We start from the raw sequence: 20740 nt of genomic DNA on the forward strand, positions 1-20740 counted from the left end.
GGTGCACGCCCGCGGCCGCGCTGCGGGCGGCCTCGTGCCGGGCGGCTTCGGCCGAGCCGCGCCCGACGAAGGGCGCCACCTCACTGCAACTTCTTCCCGGGCGGAACTGAAGCCCCTTGTTGCGGCTTGAAGCCGGGACCCAGCGTTTCTCCTGCTGATCAGTTCGACACTGCAGCTCCCGCACCCCAGTGATCTCAAATGGCCGAACGAGCGAAATCCGTGGCACCGAAGCAGCGTTCGCCCAAGCGGAGCGACGCCGTGCGGAGCGAAGGCGGCCCGAACACGACCGAGCGAAAGCCGCTGCCCACGGGTGCGGGCGCACGCATGAACGCACGGGTCGTGCTTGCCCTCGCGCTCGTCGCACTGGCGTTGTGGACGGCGGCGGGATTTCTCCCCGCATTGATCTGGGCCGCGATTCTCGCAACCAGCCTGTGGCCGCTCTACACCAAGTTTGCGGCACGCGTGAGCTCCGGCCGGTCCAGCCTGGCCCCGCTGGTCTTCACGCTCGTCGTCGCCCTCATCCTGTTTACGCCGATGTCGCTTGCCGTCTATCAGATCGCGCAACAAGGCGATCTGCTCGTGGGCTGGATGAAACAGGCCGGAGAGAGCGGGATCGAAGTGCCCGATTGGCTCGCGCGGCTTCCGATCGCCGCAGGGAGCATGGCGCAGTGGTGGCGCAGCAATCTTTCCGATCCCAAAGCCGCGACCGCATGGCTGAAAAGCGTCAATGCAGACAACGCATCGGAACTGTTTCGAACGTTCGGCGGACAGCTGCTTCACCGCATGTTTCTTCTGTTCTTCTCGCTGGTGGCCTTGTTCGTCCTGCTGCGCAACGGCCGGTCGATCTCGGGCCGCGTGCTGGAAACCTGCGATCGGCTTTTCGGCGAGGCGGGAGAGGGTCTCGCGGAGCAAATGGTCGATGCGATCCGCGGCACGGTGAACGGCACGGTGCTGGTCGCCGCGGGCGAGGGATTATTGATCGGCGTGGCCTATTTCGTCGCGGGCGTGCCGCATGCCATCGTATTCACGATATTGACGACGGCGTTCGCCATGCTTCCGTTCGGCGCCTGGCTGGCCTTCACCGCCGCGGCGCTGGTCCTGATCTCCGGCGGAGGCAGCGGCTTCGCAGCCGCGGGCGTCTTCTTCTGGGGCGCGATCGTCATGTTAGCCGGCGATCATTTCGTATGGCCGACCCTGGTCGGCGACTCGGCGCGGCTACCGTTTCTGTTCGCGTTCGTCGGGATCTTTGGAGGCCTGGCTGCCTTCGGCCTCCTGGGCTTGTTTTTAGGCCCAGTGATCATGTCGGCGTTGCTGGTGGTCTGGCGCGAATGGGTGTTCCGACCTGTCGCAACCGAGAAGAACGGTTGAGTTGCCGCGGGCGAATCCCCAAGCACGCCAGAAAGCAAAAGGCACGGCGTTTGCGGCGCCGTGCCCTTCGCATTCAATGAGGCGATCGCCTCAGCTGTAGATCTCGAACAGTCCCGCGCCGCCCTGGCCGCCGCCGATGCACATCGTCACGACGCCCCACTTGGCCTTGCGGCGCTTGCCTTCCTGGAGGATGTGGCCGGTGAGGCGCGCGCCGGTCATGCCAAAGGGATGGCCGATCGCGATCGAGCCGCCGTTGACGTTGTACTTGGCGGGATCGATGCCGAGCTTGTCGCGCGAATAGAGACACTGGCTGGCGAAGGCTTCGTTGAGCTCCCACAGATCGATGTCGTCGATCTTCAGGCCGTGACGCTTCAACAGCTTCGGCACGGCAAAGATCGGGCCGATGCCCATCTCGTCCGGCTCGCAACCCGCCGCCGCCCAGGCGACGAAGCGGCCCATGGGATTGAGGCCGCGCTTCTCCGCGTCCTTGGCTTCCATCAGCACCACGGCCGCGGCACCGTCCGACAATTGGCTGGCGTTGCCCGCCGTGACGAACTTGCCGGGGCCCCTGACGGGCTCGAGCTTGGCGAGACCTTCAAGCGTGGTCTCGGGCCGGTTGCACTCGTCGCGGTCGACGACGTAGTCGACGATCGACTCGGCCTTGGTCGCCTTGTCGACCACTTTCATCTTGGTCTTCATCGGGACGATCTCGTCCTTGAACTTGCCCGCCTGCTGCGCCGCGGCCATGCGGCGCTGCGACTCCAGCGAATATTCGTCCTGATATTCACGGCTGAGGTTGTAGCGCTCGGCGACGATGTCGGCGGTGTCGATCATCGCCATGAAGATCGCCGGCGCCGTCTTGAGCAGCTCGGGATCGATCGATTCTTTCGGAGTTCCGCCGCCCGGCATCGAGATGCTCTCGACCCCGCCTGCAACGATGCAGTCGGAACCGTCCGAGCGGATCGAGTTGGCGGCCATCGCAATGGTCTGGAGACCGGACGAGCAGAACCGGTTCACCGAGACGCCGCCGGTCGATTTCGGCATTCCCGCCAGCAGCGCGGCCTGGCGGCCGATGTTCGGCGCGCCATGGGCGCAATTGCCGAGATAGCAATCCTCGACATAGTCCTTCTCGACGCCGGCGCGCTCGACCGCGTGCTTGATGGCGTGGGCCGCGAGCGACATCGGCGGGGTGATGTTGAACCCGCCGCGGCCGGATTTCGCGAGGCCCGTGCGTGCATAGGAAACGATGACGGCTTCACGCATTGTTTTCTCCCTTTTCGAACGATTTTGAACGGAGCGTCGGTCGACGTCTTCTCGGCGCCATTGGTACACAAAGTGCAGCGGTCGCGGGAGAAATAAAAACGCCGCCCTCGCGAGAGGGCGGCGTTGTTCCGCGGGTCGGAATATGTCGGCGTATCAGAACGTCAGCGCCTTGACCTGCTTGACCTGCGGCAGGGCCTGCACCTTGGCGAGCAGATCGGCCGGCACCGCGCCGTCGACCTCGATCAGCGCGATGGCATCGGAGCCCGGCGCGACGCGGCCGAGATGGAAGGTCGCGATGTTGATCTTGGCATCGCCGAGCAGGCTCGCGAACTTGCCGATGAAGCCCGGCTTGTCCTCGTTGGTCACGTAGATCATCGACTTGCCAAATTCAGCGTCGACGCGGATCCCCTTGATGTCGACCAGGCGCGGCTTGCCGTCGGCATAGACCGTGCCCGAGACTGACCGCTCCTGCCGCTCGGTGGTGACGGTGACGGTGATCAGGCTTTCATAGTCGCTCTGGGCGGCGCGCACGATCTCGTCCACCACCATGCCGCGCTCCTTGGCGACGACGGGCGCGGAGACGACGTTGACCTCGCCCAGCATCGGCCGCAGCAGGCCGGACAGCACGGCGGAGGTGATCGCCTTGATCTTCATCTCGGCGACGTGGCCCTCATAGGTGATCTCGACCTTGAGAATGCCGCTCTCGGTGAGCTGTCCCGCGAACGAGCCGAGCTTTTCGGCCAGCGCGATGAACGGCTTCAGCTTCGGCGCCTCTTCCGCCGTGATCGAGGGGAAGTTGACGGCATTCGAGATCGCGCCGGTGAGCAGGTAATCCGACATCTGCTCGGCGACCTGAAGCGCGACGTTCTCCTGCGCTTCCGTGGTGGACGCGCCGAGATGCGGTGTGCAGATCACGTTGGGATGACCGAACAGCACGTTCGCGTTGGCGGGCTCCTCGACAAAGACGTCGAAGGCGGCGCCTGCGATGTGCTTGGAATTCAAAGCGTCGACCACGGCCTGCTCGTCGACGAGGCCGCCGCGGGCGCAGTTGATCAGGCGCACGCCCTTCTTCATCTTGGCGATCGCGGCTGCGTCGATGATGTTCTTGGTCTTCTCGGTCAGCGGCGTATGCAGCGTGATGAAGTCGGCGCGCTTGAAGAGGTCGTCGAGCTCGACCTTCTCGACGCCGATGTCCCTGGCGCGCTCCGGCGACAGGAACGGATCGAACGCAATCACCTTCATGCGCAGGCCGAGCGCGCGGTCGGCGACGATCGAGCCGATGTTGCCGCAGCCGACGACGCCGAGCACCTTGCCGGTGATCTCGACGCCCATGAAGCGGTTCTTCTCCCATTTGCCGGCCTGGGTCGAAGCGTCCGCCTGCGGAATCTCGCGCGCCAGCGCCAGCATCAGGGTGATGGCGTGCTCGGCGGTCGTGATCGAATTGCCGAACGGTGTGTTCATCACGATGATGCCCTTGGCCGTGGCGGCGGGAATCTCGACGTTGTCGACGCCGATGCCAGCGCGGCCGATCACCTTGAGATTGGTCGCCTTCTCGAGGATCTTCGCGGTCGCCTTGGTCGCCGAGCGGATCGCGAGGCCGTCGTAATTGCCGATGATCTCGGCGAGCTTGTCCTTGTCCTTGCCGAGATTGGGCTGGAAGTCGACCTCGACACCGCGGTCCTTGAAGATCTGAACGGCGGCGGGAGAGAGCGCGTCGGAAATGAGAACTTTGGGTTTGGTCATGGGAATGATCCCTGATGGTCGATAAATCTGAGACCGTCATCCGCGGCTTGACCCGCAGAACCATTCTCTTCGATGGCTGGCCGGGTCAAGCCCGGCCATGACGAGATGAGATAACGCGACGAGCGAAGCCTGCTTACGCCGCCTTGGCGAGCGTGGCCTTGGTCTCGGCGAAGGCCCAGTCGATCCACTGGGTCAGCAGCGCGACATCGCTGGCTTCGACGGTGGCGCCGCACCAGATGCGCAGGCCGGCGGGCGCATCGCGGTAGTAGGCGAAGTCGTAGCCCGCGCCCTCTTTCTCGACCAGCGCCACCAGCTTCTTGGAGAAGTCGGCCTGCGTGTCCTCCGAGAGCGAGGTGATCGCGGGATCGGTGAACTTCAGGCACACCGAAGTGTTGGAGCGGATCGCGGCGTCCTTGGCGAGGAAGTCGATCCAGGGCGTCTTCGCCTTCCAGTCGGCGAGCACCTTGGTGTTGGCGTCGGCGCGCGCGATCAGCGCCTTGAGGCCACCGATCGACTTGGCCCAGTTCAGCGCGTCGAGATAATCCTCGACGCAGAGCATCGACGGCGTGTTGATGGTCTCGCCGACGAAAATGCCTTCGTTGATCTTGCCGCCCTTGGTCATGCGGAAAATCTTCGGCAGCGGCCAGGCCGGCTTGTAGGTTTCGAGCCGCTCCACGGCGCGGGGCGACAGGATCAGCATGCCGTGCGCGGCTTCGCCGCCGAGCGCCTTCTGCCAGGAGAAGGTGACGACGTCGAGCTTGGCCCAGTCGAGCGGTTGCGCGAACGCGGCCGAGGTGGCGTCGCAGATGGTCAGGCCTTCGCGAGTGGCGCTGATCCAGTCGGCGTTGGGCACGCGCACGCCCGAGGTGGTGCCGTTCCAGGTGAAGACGACGTCGGACTTCGGATCGACCTTGGAGAGGTCGGGGATCTCACCGTAAGCCGCGTTGAGCTTGGTGACGTCCTTGAGCTTCAATTCCTTGACGATGTCGCTGACCCAGCCCTCGCCGAAGGATTCCCAGGCGAGCGTGGTCACGGGCCGCGCCCCCAGCATCGACCACAGCGCCATCTCGACAGCGCCGGTATCGGAGGCCGGCACGATGCCGATGCGATAATCGGCGGGCACTTCGAGCACCTCGCGCGTCAAATCGATCGCGAGCTTGAGCTTGGTCTTTCCGACCTTCGCGCGATGCGAACGGCCGAGCGCTGCGTCCTTGAGATTTTGGGCATTCCATCCGGGGCGCTTGGCGCAGGGGCCGGAGGAAAAATGCGGCACGTTCGGCCGCGAAGCGGGCTTCGCTACAGTCATCGTCTACCCTTCCAGATAGTAAGCCTCCCGTTGGGGGGAGGTGTCCCGCCGCGGCAGATACGGGAATCGGGAAGACCAGTCAAGGAAGTTCCGGAGCCTCACGCGCGAGTGATGGCGCCTCCGGTGTGATTTTGGGGGATTCGACCACGGCCAGCGCGTTCAGCAAGTCCGTGGCATCGTTGATCAATTGCGCGGCGCGGCGGCGGCTGCCGACTTTCAAAATGCATTTGTCATTGGCCTGCACGACGTAGTCGTTGCCGACCTTGATCATCGAATAGCTTGTCATCGAAATCCCCGAACCGATCGAGCCCGGTTTCAGACGCTCGCGTAGCACCGTTCGTTCCTGGTTCCATGTGAACGTCGAACGGGTAGTTTATCAGCTCTTAACACGAACGTATGCGCGATCCGATTTCGCTGATTGCGCAAGGCTCATGGCGCGCTGCGTCAAAAGCGGACAGTCATGCCGACGTGACTCGCGGTGAACCCAAGCCGCTTGTAGAAGCGCTGCGCATCTGTTCGCGTCTGATGTGTGAGCAGTTCGACCAGATTGCAGCCGCGCGCTTTCGCTTCCGTCACCGCCCATTGCACCAATTGCTCGCCGATGCCGCGGCTGCGGCAATCGGAAGCAACGCGGACGTCTTCGAGCAGACCCCGCCGGCCGCCTTGCGAGCTGAGACCCGGCAGGATCGCGAGCTGCAGGCAGCCGACCACCCTGCCCTCGCTCTCCGCAACCACCAGCTGGAGATTTTGATCGCGCTCGACCCGCGCGAATGCCTCGTAATAGGACGCAGGCAACGGGTCTTCCACGCGCTCGCGTGCGCGCCCGAGATGATCGTCGGCGAGCATCGTCACAATCGCAGCAACGTCCTCGCGGCGCGCGGGACGAATGGAGACGGATTCGGCGTTCATGAAGTTACTCCTGCCTCAGCGCGCCTTAGCGCGCCTTGGGAAGCCCGAGAAAGGTCTCGGCTTCGCCGATCCAGCGGCGGATCGCGGCATAACGACCGAGATCGAAGCCGCCTTCATGCGCAACGCGGGTATAGGCGAGCAGTGACACCTCGGCGAGCGAGACCGCATCACCGGCGAGGAAACGGCTGCCGGCGAGATGCTGCTCCATGCGGTCAAGCGCCGCATAGCCGCGCTTGACCTTTTCAGGATCGAGCTCGGAGGCGTCCTTGCCGAGATAGACGAGCTGGAAGCGGCACACCGCGATGTAGGGCTCGTGGCTGTATTGTTCCCAGAACAGCCATTCGTCCATCTTGGCGGCGGTGAAAGCATCGCGCGGAATGAGCACGCTGTCGCGCGCGAGATAGCGGATGATGGCATTGGATTGCGCCAGCGTGCGGCCGTCGTCGAAAGCGACGGTGGGCACCTGGCCGGCACCATTCATCTCGAGGAATTGCGCCGTGCGGCTTTCGCCCTTGCGAGTGTCGATCTCGATCCACTGGTAGGGCAGTGCGAGCTTGTCGCAGACCCACTTCACCTTCAGACAATTGCCGGAATTGGTATCGCCGTAGATCCGCATCGCTGCCCCCCGCGCATTCGGCGACAGAGCATCAGGACGGAGGCGGCCTGTCAATCGGCGCCGCGCGCCGGCGCGTCAGAACTTGTAGCCGAGACCGGCGCGAACGGTGTTGATGCTGGTGTCGACCGCCGAGCTGAAGCGGATGTATTCGTATTCACCGCGGAAGAACAGGCCACCAACCAGATTGACGTCGACGCCAAGACCGGCGGTGTAGCCGTAGATCAAATGGTTATGCTGGGCATCCGTCGAGCTCAGCAGCACGAGTGGAGTATAGGTGCCGAGTTGGGTCGCGCTGATGCGGTCCTGCGCACTGACCGTGCGGATGATGTCGGCATTCCCAAGTGCGAGACCCGCGAACATGTAGGGCAGAAAGCATCCCCAGGCGTAAGCTGCGCGGCCGCGGAATGTCGCCATGTCGCTGATGTTGATCGATGACGTGGAGGTCGCCGTGACGTCGTGAAAATTGCCGTCGGACAGGGCGACGGGGCTCACGCGCCGCTCCGACGCTGACGCCGTTCCACCAAACTTGCCGTGCAGGTAGCTGAATTCAAGGCCGAGTACGACGTCGTCCCACTGGCCATTGTAGCCGACGAAAGCGCCGTAGCCGCTGGTACGCTGCGAAGCCTTGCCAAGTCCGAGGTTCCACTGCGATACACCCATCGAACTTTCGATCAAGGTATCGGCCAGCAACGCCGCCATCATGTTGCGCGTCGAGCCGTTGAAGTTCTCGTCCGACGAGCCATAGCCGCCCTGGGCGCCGATATAGCTGCCCTGCCAGTTGACGTTGGACTTGCTCAAGCCGTCGGTGAAGCCGCCGCGCAGGATGGGAAGATCGGAGAGATCGGCCGCATGCGCCGCAGAGACCGTCCCCAACATCGCCGCCGCCAACAAAAGCCTACGCATCGAACGCTCCATCGAACTCGAACTTTCAGCCGTGATCATGGCTCGTTAACCTTAACCAATGGTTGCGTCGCAGCCTTTCGTCGCCGCCCGCCATGAAAAATACGCAAAGCGAAACGGCGCGGGATGATCCCGCGCCGTTAAGAAGTCCTAACCGATCAGGCTGGCGATCAGCCCTTGGTGACGAGCGGCGGCATATAGGCCGGCGGGCTGTTGAGATCCCAGCGCACGCCGAGCTTGACGTCGTGCGAGGTGAGCTCCTTGATCTTGATCGTTGACGGACCCGAGGCGCTGTTGTCGAACAAGCGATAGTTGCCGGGCGCGGCGTCGCCGAGGTTCATGTAGCTGTAGGCCAGTTCGACGGTGAACCCGGGATTGACCTTGTAGGCGAGACCGGCGTGGGCGGCCCAGGCGAGGTTCCACTTTCCGTTGTCGGCGAAGTAAGCGACGCTGTTGTTGAGCCCCGGGCTGTACGACACGCCGTCATCGCGGAAGCCGCTGATCTTGTTGTAGGAGCCGCCGACACCGGCGCCGATGAACGGGGTGATGCACCACCAGGTGCCGAGATCGACATAGGCATTCGCCATGACGACCCATTCGGATTTGCTGCCGCTGTAATTGTTGACGCCGACGAAGCCGGGTCCAATGACGTTGTCGCTGCCGTGCAGATTGGCCCTGCCCCGGTACTGGCCGATCACGTCGCCACGGAACCAGTTGTTGAAGCGGTAGCCGACGCCGAGATCGAACAGCGTCGCCGAGTCGAAGCCGAGTCCCTCCGTCGTCTTCGTAAACCCAGGCGCTACGGCGCCCTCGATGCTCTTGGCGCGCTGGTTGGTCATGCCGACGTCGCCGCGCAGATACCAGCCGCCGAAGTCGGCGGGCGGTGCCGGGGGCGCGTACATCGGAGGGGGCGCCGCGATCGGCATGTCGGCGGCGAACGCCATCGAGGAGATCAGGGTTGCCGCACCCGCGGCAAGGAGAGACTTAACGCTACGCATTGGCTTCGTCCTTTTGGCCGGTGAGGCAATACGGCGCCTCACGTTCTGGAAACTCACGGCCCGGACGATGCCAGCAAATGTTTAAGCGCCACTTAACCCTAATTTTTAAGGTTGATTTTTTCTAACCGCTCACGCGCATGCGGGGCGAGCGTTGCAAAAATGCAGCGCAAATGCGACGCCGTCGCCGCATGTCCTAACGATGTATGAAGCCGCGCTGCGGCAAGACAGGATATGTTAACGCGCGTGCCGCGGTAGCTTGGGCAGGAACACCGCAAGCAGGCCGATCGCCGGCAGATAGGCGCAGACCTGGTAGACGAACGCGATCGAGGTGTGGTCGGCGAGCTTGCCGAGCACGGCGGCGCCCAAGCCGCCGATGCCGAACGCGACACCGAAGAACACGCCGGAGATCATGCCGAAGCGATGCGGGACCAACTCCTGCGCGAACACGATGATCGACGACGTCGTTGAGGAGATGATCAGGCCGATGATCACGGACAGCACCGCGCTCGCATAGAGCCCGGCATAGGGCAGCGCCAGCGTGAACGGCAGCGCCCCCAGGATCGAGATCCAGATCACGATCTTGCGGCCGAAGCGATCGCCCAGGGGACCACCGAGAAAAGCCCCGACCGCATTCGCCGCGAGGAAAATGAAGAGATACATCTGCGCGGCTTGCGTCGACACGCCGAACCGGTCGATCAGATAGAAGATGTAGTAGCTCGACAGGCTCGAGACGTAGAGCTGTTTCGAGAACAGCAGCGCGACCAGCACGAGGAGCGCAACGACGACGCGACGCGAGCTCGGCGCGTCGGAATGGGCTTGAGCCACCGCGGTCTTCTTCGCCTTGATCTGCGGTTCGTACCAGCGGCCGATGCGCCAGAGGATGAGGATCGCGAGGAAGGCGATCGAGGAGAACCAGGCGATGCTGCCCTGCCCGAACGGCACGACGATGAGCGCGGCCAGCACCGGTCCCATCGAGGTGCCAAAACTGCCGCCGAGCTGGAATACCGACTGCGCAAAGCCGTAGCGGCCGCCGGAGGCGAGCCGCGCGATGCGCGCCGACTCCGGATGAAACACCGCCGAGCCGAGACCGACCAGCGCGGCGGCGACGAGGATGACGAGATATTGGTGGGCGGCACTGAGCAGCAACAGACCGAAGAAGGTCGAGGCCATGCCGATCGACAGCGAATAAGGCTGCGCCTTCTTGTCGGTGTAGTGGCCGACCACCGGCTGGAGCAGCGAGGCCGTGAACTGGAAGGCCAGCGTGATCATGCCGATCTGCGCGAAGTCGAGCGCGTAGGTGTCCTTCAGGATCGGATACACCGAGGCGATCAGCGACTGCATGGTGTCGTTGAGGAAGTGCGAGAAGCTGATGCCGGCCAGCACGACATAGGCCGGCCCTGCGGCCTTGGCTGCTCGTGCCACGTCGCTGACGATGACGGGTTCGGTCAGCGCTTCCTCTGAGACGACGACAGGCTTGTTCACTGGAGCATCCCGGCGGGCGCGGCAGATTGCCGCGACAAGCTCATTACGATGCAGGGAGTGGTGGAACCACCGCCAATCGCAAATGGCTGCGATGCATCTCTTACCTCTCCGCGAGTCCGGAATCGTAGGGTGGGCAAAGGCGCACTTGCGCCGTGCCCACCATCGACCGACAGCGCACAGAAGCGGTGGGCACGCTTCGCTTTGCCCACCCTACGATACTGTGGTCGAGGAAGAGCTTACGCCGCGGCCTGCCCGAGCGCCGAGACGATGGTATCGACGACGTCCTCGACCAGGATGCGATCCTCGCCCTCGCCCATGACGCGGATCACCGGCTCGGTGCCGGAGGAGCGGATCAGCAGGCGGCCGTGGCCGTTGAGCCGCTGCTCGCCATCGGAGATCGCCGATTTGACATCGGAATTGTCGAGCGGCTTGCCGCCCTTGTGACGAACGTTCTTCAGGATCTGCGGCAGCGGATCGAAGCGGTGGCAAACTTCCGACACCGGGCGACGCAGCTTCTGCACCACGGCAAGCACCTGCAACGCGGCAACGAAGCCGTCGCCCGTGGTGGCGTAGTCGGACAGGATGATGTGGCCGGACTGCTCGCCGCCGAGATTGTAGCCGCCGTTCAGCATCTGCTCGAGCACGTAGCGATCGCCGACCGGCGTGCGCACGAGATCGAGGCCCTGCGCATTGAGGAAGCGCTCGAGCCCGAGGTTCGACATTACGGTGGCGACGATGCCCGATCGCGACAGCCGGCCGTCTTCCTTCCAGCTCTGCGCGATCACCGCGAGCAGCTGGTCGCCGTCGACGATGTGACCGCGCTCGTCGACCAGGATGACGCGATCGGCGTCACCGTCGAGCGCGATGCCGATGTCGGCGCGCATCTCGCGGACCTTCTTCGACAGCGCTTCCGGCGAGGTGGAGCCGCATTCCTTGTTGATGTTGAAGCCGTCGGGCTCGACCCCGATCGGAATCACGTCGGCGCCCAGCTCCCACAGCGCTTCCGGCACCACCTTGTAGGCGGCGCCATTGGCGCAATCGACCACGACGCGCAAGCCGTCGAGCGACAGATCGCGCGGCAGCGTGCGCTTGGCGAATTCGATGTAGCGGTCATGCACGCCGTCGATGCGGCGGGCGCGGCCGAGACTGGCGCTCTGAGCGAGACGCTTGTCGATGGGCTCGTCGAGCAGCTGCTCGATCTGCTTCTCGACGTCGTCGGAGAGCTTGAAGCCCTGCGGGCCGAACAACTTGATGCCGTTATCCTCGAACAGATTGTGCGAGGCGGAGATCATCACGCCGAGATCGGCGCGCATCGACTTGGTCAGCATCGCGACCGCCGGCGTCGGCATCGGGCCGACCAGCAGCACGTCCATGCCGACCGAGGTGAAGCCCGCCACCATGGCGTATTCGATCATGTAGCCGGACAGGCGGGTATCCTTGCCGATCACGACCCTGTGGCGGTGGTCACCGCGCTGAAACGCCAGGCCTGCGGCCTGGCCGACCTTGAGCGCGAGCTCCGGCGTGATCAGTCCGTTGGCGCGGCCCCGGATCCCGTCCGTCCCGAAATATTTGCGGCTCATATCGTCCCCCACGCGACAACCAAGGATCCCCAATACAACCTGCGGGTGCCCTGGCGGGACCCGCATCCCTGATTTGCTGAGGTCTTATAAAGCCATCGCGGCTAACTTGGCTTCAAAAAATATGATGAATCATTACGGAACCGGGCAGGCCCCGATGCTGATAACGTCTTGTTAACATTATATTTCCAGCGAGGACGCCGGAACAGGGCGGAATCGCGCCTAGTCCGAGCGCTTCACATGGCCGTCCCCGCGGCTCGGCGCCGGCTGGGTGACATTGACGGGATCGGAGCCCGGAAAGGTCTCTTCCAGACCTTCCTCCAGCGCTTCCTCGAGATCATGCTTCTCCTTGATCTCCTCCGGCGTCGGTCCGGTGTGCGGCCTGGTCATGGCGCCCTCCTCTCCACAAAGGATTTGCAAACGATTTGGCTGTGCATCCAACCATGCTAGATGACCCCTCGATCTTCCGATGCAAGACTCATCCGCTACTTCCGATGCAGACTCTTCCGATACAAGACGGGCCGGGGAAACGTTCATGAAGCACATCACCTGTATCGACGATCTTCGCACACTGCATCAGCGCCGCGTGCCGAAGGCGTTTTTCGATTATTGCGACCGCGGCTCTTACGCCGAGGAAACGCTGCGCGCCAACCGCGATGACATGCAGGCGATCAAGTTCCGCCAGCGTATCCTGGTCGACGTCTCCAAACGCGACACCGCCACCACGATCCTCGGCGAGCCCTCGACCATGCCGCTGATGCTCGCGCCGGTGGGCCTGCTCGGCATGCAGCATGGCGACGGCGAGATCCATGCCTGCCGCGCCGCGCAAGCCGCCGGTATCCCGTTCACGCAGTCGACGATGTCGATCTGCTCGATCGAGGACATCGCGGCCAGTGTCGAGAAGCCGTTCTGGTTCCAGCTCTACGTGATGAAGGACCGCGGCTTCATCAAGGAATTGATCCAGCGCGCGATCGCGGCGAAATGCTCCGCGCTGGTGCTGACCGTCGATCTCCAGGTGATCGGCCAGCGCCACCAGGACATCAAGAACGGCATGACGGTCCCGCCGGAATGGTCGCTCTCGAAGCTATTGGATTTCGCCAGCAAGCCCGCCTGGGTCTCCGGCGTGCTGCAAGGCAAGCGCCGCACCTTCGGTAACATCGCCGGCCATGTGAAGAACACCGGGGACCTCAATCGCCTCGCGGAGTGGACGGCGTCGCAATTCGATACGTCCCTGAACTGGAAGGACGTCGAGTGGGTCCGCAGCATCTGGCCGGGCAAGCTGATCATCAAGGGCATTCTGGACGTCGAGGACGCCGAGGAAGCCGCCAAGACCGGCGCGCAGGCGCTCGTCGTATCGAACCATGGCGGCCGTCAGCTCGACGGCGCGCCGTCATCGATCGAGGTGCTGCCCGAGATCGCCGAGGCGGTCGGTGACAGGATGGAGATCATGTTCGACGGCGGCATTCGTTCCGGCCAGGACGTGATGCGCGCGCTCGCGCTCGGCGCAAAGTCCTGCATGATCGGCCGCGCCTACGCCTATGGCCTCGGCGCCGGCGGCCAGGCGGGCGTCGCCAAGGCGATCGACATCATCCAGAAGGAGCTGCTCACCACCATGGGCCTGTGCGGCGTCAACAGGATTGACGAGATCGACGAGCATATCATCGCGATGTGAACCGCAGCGGTGTGGCAAAAAGCAACCGCTTCAAACTCAGCCGTCGTCCCGGCGAAGGCCGGGACCCATAGCCACAGCGAGTAGTTTGGCGAAGATTGGTAGTTATTCAACCTTCGCGCGGTACTGAGACCTGCGCCCAACGATAGATCACGCGGTATGGGTCCCGGCCTTCGCCGGGACGACACTGAAGATGTCGCCGCAGCAGCACCCTTACATCGGCGGCGTCACTCCGTCGCGGCCGACATTGACCCGGTTGGCTTCCAGCGAACCATCGTCCTTCTTCACCGCACCGAAAATGATCAGCTTGGCGCCGGGCTTGAGCTCGGATTTGTCGCTGGCCACGAAGGTGACGATCGGCGTGTCCGGGGGCACCACGACTTTCTTCTCGCCGTCCTTGTACTTGACCGTGATGTTCTGGCCGTCGGTGCCCTTCACCGTCTGCGCCACGGTGGCGTTGGTCATGGTCGAGTTGGCGCGCGCATCCCAGGGACGAAAACCTTCGGCCGCGCCGCGCTGGTTTTCAGGGAAGATGTGCACCGCGATCGCCTTCTGGGTGCCGTCGGGCTCGGGCATTCCGGTGACGCCGATATAGGAGCCGTCCTTGATCTCCGACAACGACGTCTTCACCACCGCGAAGACGGCGACGTTGTCGGTCATGCGCACCTTCACGTCGCTGCCTTCGCGGGTCTTGATTCCGAGCGTGTTGCCGTCGACGCTCTCGATGGTGCCGCGGATGCGGACCGTCGGCGTCTGCTGCGCCAGGGCGGATGACGTGACGATGCAGGCGGCGAATGCGGCCACGCCAACGCGTGATATCCAGCTTCTCTTCGACATGTTGTTATTCTCCATTTACATCGGCGGCGTCAGGCCGTCGCGGCCGACGCTGACGCGGTTGGTTTCGAACGAGCCGTCCGGCAGCTGCTTCATGAAGGCGATCACCTTGGCGCCGGCCTTCAGATCGGATTTGTCGCCGGGCACGAAGGTCACCACCGGGGTATTGTCGGCGACGAACACCTTCTTCTCGCCGTCCTTGTACTTGACCAGCAGCGTATGGCCGTCATTGCCGACCACCCTCTCCGACACGGTCGCATTGGTCATGCTGGAGTTGGGCTTGAGGTCATAGGGGCGCGAGCCCTCGCCGGTGCCGCGCATGCTCTCCGGAAACACGTGGACCTCGACCGCGTTCGCGCCGCCGTCCGGTCCCGGCACGGTGGTGGCGCCGACGAAGGAGCCGGGCTTGATGTCGGCAAGTGAAATCCTGGTAATGCCCGACACGTTCACGTCGGAGGCGATGTGCAGCTTGACGTCCTCGCCGCTGCGCGCCTTGACCTGCATCGTGTCACCATTGACGCTTTCGATCGTGCCGCGCACGCGCGTCGGCACCGGCGCCCTTTGCGCAAGTGCGGAGAGGGTCGAGACGGCCACCATCGCGACGGCGATGAGCGGACGTGTGAAAGTTGCACGGTGAACAGACATGATGGTCTCCGATTGCGCCCTATTGTCCCTACGGACATAGAACTCCGGAGGTTACGCGCTATTCTCTCAAGTCTTTGTGAGATCGGCCTCGACCAGCGCGCGCAGCTCGGCCGTGACCTGCGGCCGCTGGCCGAACCACAGCTCGAAGCCGCGGACCGCCTGATGCAGCAGCATGCCGAGCCCGTCGGCGGTTTTCAGCCCGCGCGCCTGTGCGGCCGCGAGCAGCGGCGTCGCCAGCGGGACATAGACGAGATCGGCGACCACGGCGCCATCCGGCAGGCGCGCCACGTCAATGTCGAGTGAAGGCTGGCCGTCCATGCCGAGCGAGGTCGTGTTCACGAGAAGGTTTGCACGCGGCAGAATGTCGTGGATGCTGTCCCACGCAACAGGATGCACGTTCGGCCCGAACTGCCTTGCAAGCATCTCGGCCCGGGCGATGGTGCGATTGGCGAGATGGACGCAGCTGATGCCGCGTTCGAGCAACCCGAACACGATGGCGCGCGAGGAGCCGCCGGCGCCCAGCACCAGCGCCTCTTCGGCTCCGTCCCAGCCGGGCGCGCTGGCATCGAGATTGCTGATAAAGCCCTCGACGTCGGTGTTGGTCGAGTGCAGCTCGCCGTCCGCAAACCACAGCGTGTTGGCCGCACCGACCGCCCGCGCGCGGGCATCGGGCGTCGAGAGCTCAAGCACGCCCTCCTTGTGCGGGATGGTGACGTTGGCGCCGACGAAGCCGCGCAGCGACAGCCGCAGCACGAAGTCGCGCAGATTATCGGGTGGAACCGCCTCGATGACATAGCCGCCCTCGATATCGAGCGTGCGCAGCCAGTAACGATGGATCAGCGGCGAGCGCGAATGCGCGGCCGGCCATCCGATCAGACAGGCTGCGGGAGCCTTGGTCACGGTCGTCCTCCCCTGGGGTCGTTTCGGAGGCGATCCATTTCGCGTCCCGCAAGCCCTGTCAAGCGCGGGCCGTCTCGGGAGAGGCTCGACGTCAGGTCGTGCCCGCCTCACCGGCCGCGGGCTGCGCCGCGCCACCCTTGATGTCGGCGACCGCACGCGCGATGGTCTCGCGATAGCGGGCGCGTGGCGGCGTGACGCCATGGGTGAGCAGCGCGCGGCGCACCGCAGGCGACGCCCCCGTGATGAACAGCCGGATGCCCTGGCGGTGGGCCTTGGCGGCGACGCGGCCGAGCACGTTGGCCGCGGTCGAATCCAAAAACGGCACCGCGGCGAAATCGACCACGAATCCCTTGCGCTTGTCGGCGATGCCGTCGAGCACGCTGCCGATCGCCGAGGCCGCGCCGAAGAAGAACGCGCCGGTGATGCGATAGACCAGCACGTCGCGATCGACCGCGAGCGCGGGGTCGTAAGGCACGCGCTCGCCATTTTCGTCGTCGGGACGATCGGCGGCCACCATCGGCGAACGTTCCTCGATGCCCGTCATTTCCGCCATGCGATGGATGAACAGCACCGCGCCAAGCGCGAAGCCGACCAGAATCCCCTCGGTCAGATCGCGGAAGATGGTGAGCAGGAAGGTTGCGAGCAGCACGACGGCATCGCCCCATGACGAGCGCAGCAGCGTCGCGAATTCGTGCTTCTCCGCCATGGTCCAGGCCACCACGACGAGCACGGCGGCGAGCGCGGCCAGCGGGATGTAGCTCGCGAGCGGCGCTGCGATCAGCATGAACAGCAGCAGGAAGATCGAATGCAGCATGCCCGCGAGCGGCCCCCGCGCGCCGGCGCGGATGTTGGTCGCGGTACGCGCGATCAGCCCGGTGACACAGATGCCACCGAACAGCGCCGCGCCGACATTGGCGGCGCCTTGCGCCACCAGCTCGCAATTGGAGCGGTGACGGCGACCGGTCATGCCGTCGGCCACCACCGCCGACAGCAGCGATTCGATGGCGGCGAGCAGCGCGAAGGAGATCGCATCGGGCAGCACGGCGGTCGCCTTCGCGAGCGAGAATGCAGGCAAGGCCGGCGAGGGCAGTTCGCGCGGAATGCCGCCGAAGCGCGAGCCGACGGTCTCGACCGGCAGCGACAGCACGGCACATGCGACCGCCGCGAGCACGACCGCGATCAGGATGCCCGGCCAGGACGGCAGCCAACGTCGCAGGCCCGCGATGATGGCAATGCTGACGATCGCGACCGCGACGGCCGACGGATTGACGGTGTGCAGGCCGCCGGCAAGCGCGATCAGTTTCGGAACGAACTCGCTCGGCTCCTTCGCGAGGAGCGTGATCCCGCCGAGATCGCGCAGCTGGCTGGCGAAGATGATGACGGCGATGCCGGCGGTGAAGCCGACCGTCACCGGATACGGAATGAACTTGATATAGGTGCCGATCCGCAGGAAGCCCGCCGCGATCAGGAACAGGCCCGCCATCAGCGTCGCCAGGATCACGCCGTCGACCCCGTGACGGTCGGCGGTCGCCGCAACCAGCACAATGAAGGCGCCGGCAGGACCGCCGATCTGGAACCGGCTGCCGCCGAGCAGTGAGGCAATGAAGCCGCCGACAACGGCGGTGTAGAGTCCGCGGTCCGGCGTCACACCCGAGGCGATCGCGATCGCCATCGACAGCGGCAGCGCGACGATCGCAACCGTGAGGCCCGCGAACACATCGGCGCGGAAATCCGATAGGCCATAGCCCTCGCGCCATACGGTGACGAGCTTTGGCAGATAGAGTTCGGTGAAGGTCGGCCGACGAAGCTGGTGCAGCTTGCCTGCGTGTTCGCCTGTGATGCTCATTTCAGCAAAATGCTCCGCTGCCCACGACGCTCCGATGCATCGTGCGGCCGCGTAACGGGGCGCGACGGTGCGTTAGTTAAGACTGCTTCCGAGCATGATCATTTGCGGGATCACGCCCCCACCCGACGCGGCGGCCCCGGCTCCTTGAGCCGAACGCCACGTCCGCCGCCTTCGCTGCGCGCCTGTTCGCCGATCAGCTCGACGCCGGCCCGATCAAAGGCTTCGACCACCTTCATCAAGGTCTCGACCACGCCACGGACGTTGCCGGTGCTCGCCTCCATCCGCTGAATGGTCGGCAGCGATACGCCTGCAAGCTCCGCCAAGGCCCTCTGGTCAATGCCGAGCAGCGCGCGCGCTGCCCGCATCTGGAACGACGTGATCACCTTGGCCTCACGTATGAACGATTATAAATGATGTCTGGAGCATGCACAATGATGTAAAATACATCAAGTTGAGCCGAACGCAAGAGGGCCCTCGCCGCCACGTGTTCCGCGTCGCCCTCTCCCCGTACGAACGGAGAGAGGGCGAGAGCAGTACGTGCCTCACTGCGAGAGGCAGCTCACGCCGCGTGCTGATGCGCAGCGATGATCTGGTCGGCGGCGCGCCCCGTGACTTCGGCCATGTGGTCGAACTGGCGGGTGAAGCTGCCGGCGCCTGCCGTGGCCGAGCGCAGCTCGACGATCAACTCGCCGATCTCGGCTTCCGGCATCATGGCGCGGACGCAGTCCCATCCGCTCCAGCCGTCGCGGGTGTCGAAGCCGAGGATCTGGCCGCGACGCGCCGACAGGATCGCGTTGATCTTGGCGGTGGCGTCGGTCGGGCAGACGATCTCGACCACGTGGACCGGCTCCAGCAGCACCGACTGGCATTGCGGCAGGCCTTCATTGAGCCCGACCCGCGCCGCCGTGCGAAAGGCGAGGTCGGAGGAATCGACGCTGTGATAGGAGCCGTCGGTCAGCGTCACCTGCAAATCGGTGACCGGGAAACCGAGCGGGCCACGCGCAAGCCCGTCGACGACGCCCTCTTCCACGGCGCCGATATAGTTGCGGGGCACCGCACCGCCGACCACCTTCTCGGCGAACCTGAAGCCCTCGCCGCGCGGCAGCGGCCTGATGTCGAGCACGACATCGCCGAACTGGCCATGGCCACCGGACTGCTTCTTGTGGCGGCCGCGCTGGACGATCGGCTTGCGGATGGTTTCCTGATAGCCGATCGCGGGTGGATGCGAGGCGACCTTGACGCCGAAACGGTCGCGTAGTCGCTCGCTCGCGACGCGCAGATGCATCTCGCCCTGCCCCCACAGCACGGTGTCGTGAGTCTGCGCGTTCATCACGAAGACGAGCGAGGGATCCTCCTCGTGCAGCCGCATCAGCGCCTGGCCGAGCTTGACGTCGTCCTTGCGGTCGGTGGCCGCAACCGAGATCGCGAGCACCGGCGGAGTGGGTTCGCTGGCGGCGAGCGCTGCCGGCTGGGTCTTGCCGTTCGAGACCGTGTCGCCGGTCTTGATCGGGTCGAGCTTGGCGAGCGCCACCGTGTCGCCGGCTTCCGCCGCGGCACGCTTGGTGTCGTAGGCTCCGGTGACGGCGAGGATGCCGGAGATGCGGCTGGCTCCGCCGGAGGAGGATTGCAGGGTGGCACCGTCGTCGAGGTGGCCGGCGAGTATCCGTGTCAGCGACAGCTTTCCGCCGTGCTGCGAGTGCAGCGTCTTAAAGACGAAGCCGAGGGCGTCCCTGGTCTCGGGAACGCCGAGTCGTTTTGCGGTCTCCGCGATACCTGGCGCCTCGTGGCGCAACGCTTTCATCAAGCGCAGCACGCCGTTTTCGCGGGCGGCGGCGCCGAGCAGCACGGGGCAGATCAGCCCGTCGCGCAGTTCGCGGGCGAGATCGTCGAACACGGCATCGCGCGGTGGCGGAATGTCCTCGAGCAGCTGCTCCATCAGCGCATCGTCGTGATCGGCGAGCTTCTCCAGCATCGAGAAGCGGGCCTCCTTCTCGCGATCGAGATCGCCGCCTTGAAGCGCGACCACTTCGGAGGCCTTGTGCTCGCGGTAAATGAACGCGCGCTCCAGCGCGAGATCGACGAAGCCCTCGATCAGCTCGTCCTTCCAGATCGGGATCTGGCGCAGCACAAGCGGCACGCGCGAGGCGGGCTGGAGCATCTCGAGCGTCTCGCGGATGCGCTTGTTGGCGCGGTCGATCTTGTTGAGGAACAGGAAACGCGGGATCTTCAGCTCCTCCAGCTCGCGCAGAATGATCTGAAGCTGCGGCAGCTTCTTCTCGTCGGCTTCGCAGACCACGATTGCGGCATCGACCGCGGGCAGCGCGGCGCGCATGTCGTGGGCAAATTCGACGGAACCGGGACAATCGAGGAAGGTGTAGCTGTCGCCCATGAAACTCGTGGTGACGGCAGTCAGCCCGACGGTCATCTTGTGATGACGGGCCTCTGGCGTGGCGTCGCCGACGGAGGTTCCGGCATCGACGCTGCCGGCGCGAGGGATTGCGCCGGTTCGTGCCATGATCGCTTCGAGAAGTGTGGTTTTACCGCTTTGGAAAGGGCCCACCAGCGCGATGCACCGTGGACCTCGGGGACTTCTGACGTCTTGTCCCATTCGCCGCCTCCTTGGTGTGGAGCTCGGCCCATGATTGGGTCGGCAAACGCCGATGCTCTGCCCGTCCCCGAGATTT

At 64.6% G+C, this 20740-nt stretch carries 19 protein-coding genes; 2 read left to right on the plus strand and 17 right to left on the minus strand.

Annotated elements, in window-relative coordinates; all coding sequences use genetic code 11:
• Window positions 1-198 precede the first annotated feature (198 nt).
• Window positions 199-1368 (plus strand): AI-2E family transporter, encoded by a 1170-nt coding sequence (locus IVB40_RS29910; RefSeq protein WP_247817155.1) that lies wholly within the window; start codon window positions 199-201, stop codon window positions 1366-1368.
• Window positions 1369-1458: 90 nt separating this feature from the next.
• Here the strand turns inward: IVB40_RS29910 and IVB40_RS29915 are convergent, their stop codons facing one another.
• The 11 genes from IVB40_RS29915 to IVB40_RS29965 all read right to left on the minus strand — a co-directional run bounded on the left by IVB40_RS29915 (window position 1459) and on the right by IVB40_RS29965 (window position 12552).
• Window positions 1459-2631, minus strand: a complete 1173-nt coding sequence (locus IVB40_RS29915) for an acetyl-CoA C-acyltransferase (RefSeq protein ID WP_247358004.1) — start codon at window positions 2629-2631, stop codon at window positions 1459-1461.
• A 153-nt stretch (window positions 2632-2784) separates the two neighbouring features.
• Window positions 2785-4374, minus strand: coding sequence for a phosphoglycerate dehydrogenase (gene serA, locus IVB40_RS29920; RefSeq protein ID WP_247817156.1), 1590 nt, complete (start codon window positions 4372-4374; stop codon window positions 2785-2787).
• Between the two features lie 133 nt (window positions 4375-4507).
• Complete coding sequence (locus IVB40_RS29925) at window positions 4508-5680, minus strand: phosphoserine transaminase (protein WP_247817157.1); 1173 nt, start codon at window positions 5678-5680, stop codon at window positions 4508-4510.
• Between the two features lie 79 nt (window positions 5681-5759).
• Window positions 5760-5951: a hypothetical protein gene (locus tag IVB40_RS29930; protein ID WP_247817158.1), complete on the minus strand. Its 192-nt coding sequence runs from the start codon at window positions 5949-5951 to the stop codon at window positions 5760-5762.
• 173 nt (window positions 5952-6124) lie between these two features.
• Window positions 6125-6589 (minus strand): GNAT family N-acetyltransferase, encoded by a 465-nt coding sequence (locus IVB40_RS29935; protein WP_247817159.1) that lies wholly within the window; start codon window positions 6587-6589, stop codon window positions 6125-6127.
• Between the two features lie 25 nt (window positions 6590-6614).
• Complete coding sequence (locus tag IVB40_RS29940; protein WP_247428425.1) at window positions 6615-7205, minus strand: glutathione S-transferase family protein; 591 nt, start codon at window positions 7203-7205, stop codon at window positions 6615-6617.
• A gap of 75 nt (window positions 7206-7280) precedes the next feature.
• Window positions 7281-8108 carry an outer membrane beta-barrel protein gene (locus IVB40_RS29945; RefSeq protein WP_247817160.1) on the minus strand — a complete coding sequence of 276 codons (828 nt, stop codon included), beginning with the start codon at window positions 8106-8108 and terminating at the stop codon, window positions 7281-7283.
• 167 nt (window positions 8109-8275) lie between these two features.
• A complete protein-coding gene (locus IVB40_RS29950) occupies window positions 8276-9103 on the minus strand; it encodes an outer membrane beta-barrel protein (protein WP_027565342.1) in 828 nt (275 codons plus the stop codon).
• A gap of 234 nt (window positions 9104-9337) precedes the next feature.
• On the minus strand, window positions 9338-10585 hold the full coding sequence (locus IVB40_RS29955; protein WP_247817161.1) for an MFS transporter: 1248 nt from the start codon (window positions 10583-10585) through the stop codon (window positions 9338-9340).
• Between the two features lie 236 nt (window positions 10586-10821).
• Window positions 10822-12165: a phosphoglucosamine mutase gene (gene glmM, locus IVB40_RS29960; protein WP_027565344.1), complete on the minus strand. Its 1344-nt coding sequence runs from the start codon at window positions 12163-12165 to the stop codon at window positions 10822-10824.
• Window positions 12166-12384: 219 nt separating this feature from the next.
• On the minus strand, window positions 12385-12552 hold the full coding sequence (locus tag IVB40_RS29965; RefSeq protein WP_007596725.1) for a hypothetical protein: 168 nt from the start codon (window positions 12550-12552) through the stop codon (window positions 12385-12387).
• 145 nt (window positions 12553-12697) lie between these two features.
• Between IVB40_RS29965 and IVB40_RS29970 the strand changes: the two genes are divergently transcribed.
• Window positions 12698-13834, plus strand: coding sequence for an alpha-hydroxy acid oxidase (locus tag IVB40_RS29970; RefSeq protein ID WP_027565345.1), 1137 nt, complete (start codon window positions 12698-12700; stop codon window positions 13832-13834).
• Window positions 13835-14044: 210 nt separating this feature from the next.
• Here the strand turns inward: IVB40_RS29970 and IVB40_RS29975 are convergent, their stop codons facing one another.
• The 6 genes from IVB40_RS29975 to IVB40_RS30000 form a co-directional block, all read right to left on the minus strand.
• Window positions 14045-14668, minus strand: coding sequence for a hypothetical protein (locus tag IVB40_RS29975; protein WP_027565346.1), 624 nt, complete (start codon window positions 14666-14668; stop codon window positions 14045-14047).
• Window positions 14669-14683: 15 nt separating this feature from the next.
• Window positions 14684-15310, minus strand: a complete 627-nt coding sequence (locus tag IVB40_RS29980) for a hypothetical protein (RefSeq protein ID WP_247817162.1) — start codon at window positions 15308-15310, stop codon at window positions 14684-14686.
• Window positions 15311-15376: 66 nt separating this feature from the next.
• Entirely contained in the window at window positions 15377-16210 is an 834-nt protein-coding gene (locus tag IVB40_RS29985) for a shikimate dehydrogenase (RefSeq protein ID WP_247817163.1), read from the minus strand.
• Between the two features lie 91 nt (window positions 16211-16301).
• Window positions 16302-18056: a SulP family inorganic anion transporter gene (locus IVB40_RS29990; protein ID WP_247320704.1), complete on the minus strand. Its 1755-nt coding sequence runs from the start codon at window positions 18054-18056 to the stop codon at window positions 16302-16304.
• A gap of 110 nt (window positions 18057-18166) precedes the next feature.
• Complete coding sequence (locus tag IVB40_RS29995; RefSeq protein WP_007614761.1) at window positions 18167-18439, minus strand: helix-turn-helix transcriptional regulator; 273 nt, start codon at window positions 18437-18439, stop codon at window positions 18167-18169.
• Window positions 18440-18615: 176 nt separating this feature from the next.
• A complete protein-coding gene (locus IVB40_RS30000; protein ID WP_247817164.1) occupies window positions 18616-20664 on the minus strand; it encodes an elongation factor G in 2049 nt (682 codons plus the stop codon).
• Between the last annotated feature and the right edge of the window lie 76 nt (window positions 20665-20740).

Origin of the sequence: Bradyrhizobium sp. 40 (assembly GCF_023100925.1) — a bacterium.
Lineage (GTDB): Bacteria > Pseudomonadota > Alphaproteobacteria > Rhizobiales > Xanthobacteraceae > Bradyrhizobium.